Below are 1452 nucleotides of genomic sequence, written 5' to 3'. Positions count from 1 at the left end.
GTAGTTGCTCAGGGGTATGGCGGCGCGATGTCTCTGAGCAGGTTTTGACAAACTGGTACGTCGCTGATTCAACACTGGAATGAGGCGCGACGCACTTGATTCGCTCGACAGAGAAGCGCTGATCGACCTGGTCCTGAATCTCGCGGCGCGGGTGGCGGACCTCGAGGCCAAGCTCGGCCTTCCGCCGAAGACGCCGGACAATTCCAGTACGCCACCCTCGCAAGGTCGCAAGCCGTCGGCCGACCCGACCCCAGGCAAGGGTCGGCGGCGATCGCATCCGGGGGCCCATCGGCCCCTTCATCCGAACCCGACTCGCCGGCGCGACATCCTGGCCGATCGCTGCGAGCACTGCGGCACCGACGTGTCGGGCGTGATGCAGGCCCCGTTCCACGCCTACGACCACGTCGAGCTTCCGAAGATCGAGCCGGATGTCACCCGTGTGACGCTGCATCGCGGCCTGTGCCCGTGCTGCCAGCGGCCGTTCCGCGCCGAGGCGCCGGCCGACATGCCGCCGGGCTCGCCGTTTGGGCCGAACCTGCGGGCCTTCGTGATCTATCTGCGCGTCGCCCATGCGATCTCGTTCGAGCGGCTGGCGCGACTGATGTCCGATCTGGTGGGCCTGGCGATCAGCGAGGGCGCGCTGGTCGCCATGCTGTCCGAGAGCCGGCGCGCCTTCGCCCGCCAGGCCAACCTGATCCGGGCCCGCTTGCTGGCCGGCACCGTGCTGGAGTCCGACGAGACGAGCGTGCGGGTCGGCAAGCGGAACTGGTGGCTGTGGACGTTCCACCACGGCGAGAACTGCTGCTTCGTCATCCGGCCCAGCCGCGGCAAGGACGTGGTTGCCGAATTTCTCGGCGAGGTGCGCCCCGCGTTCTGGGTCTCCGACCGGTTCGGCGCCCAGATGGGTTGGGCCAGAACCGCCAACCAAGTCTGTCTCGCTCATCTCTTGCGCGATGCCGAGTACGCCGTCGAGGCCGGCGACCTCACCTTCGCCCCCGGCCTGCGCCGGCTGTTGCAGCGGGCCTGTGCGATCGGCCGCCGCCGACCGGTGCTCGCCGACGCCACCCTGCGGACCTACCATTACCAGCTCGACGCAGAACTCGATCGGTTGCTCCGCATTACCCCGATGCACCCTGAAGGCGACAAGCTGAAGCGCGCGATCGAAGGCTGCCGGCAATCTCTGTTCACGTTCATGACCGAGCGCGCCATCCCGCCGACGAACAACGGCTCCGAGCGCGCGCTGCGTCCCTGCGCTGTCTTCCGCAAGGTGACAAACGGCTTCCGTTCAGAGTGGGGCGCGCGCCTCTACGCCGACATCCGATCTGTGCTCGAAACCGCTCGCCGCCGAGCCATCGGCGTGCTCGAGGCGATCCGCACGACGTTGAGCCGTATGCCCCTCGGAAAATTGCCGCCCGCGACGGCAGTTCAGCATCCATAGGGCTGAGCAATTAC

The 1452-nt window shown here is 67.6% G+C and carries 1 protein-coding gene; it reads left to right on the top strand.

Going from position 1 to position 1452, the window contains the following annotated elements:
* The first annotated feature begins 79 nt into the window (after nucleotides 1-79).
* Nucleotides 80-1438, top strand: coding sequence for an IS66 family transposase (gene tnpC / locus CH341_RS31210; protein WP_111423571.1), 1359 nt, complete (start codon nucleotides 80-82; stop codon nucleotides 1436-1438).
* Nucleotides 1439-1452: the final 14 nt, after the last annotated feature.

Source organism: Rhodoplanes roseus (genome assembly GCF_003258865.1).
Taxonomy (GTDB): domain Bacteria; phylum Pseudomonadota; class Alphaproteobacteria; order Rhizobiales; family Xanthobacteraceae; genus Rhodoplanes; species Rhodoplanes roseus.
This window is presented reverse-complemented; position numbering and strand designations above follow the sequence as displayed.

Excerpts from the sequence above, each read along its gene's own strand:
- tnpC (WP_111423571.1), top strand. The coding sequence starts at position 80 with ATGAGGCGCGACGCACTTGATTCGCTCGACAGAGAAGCGCTGATCGAC.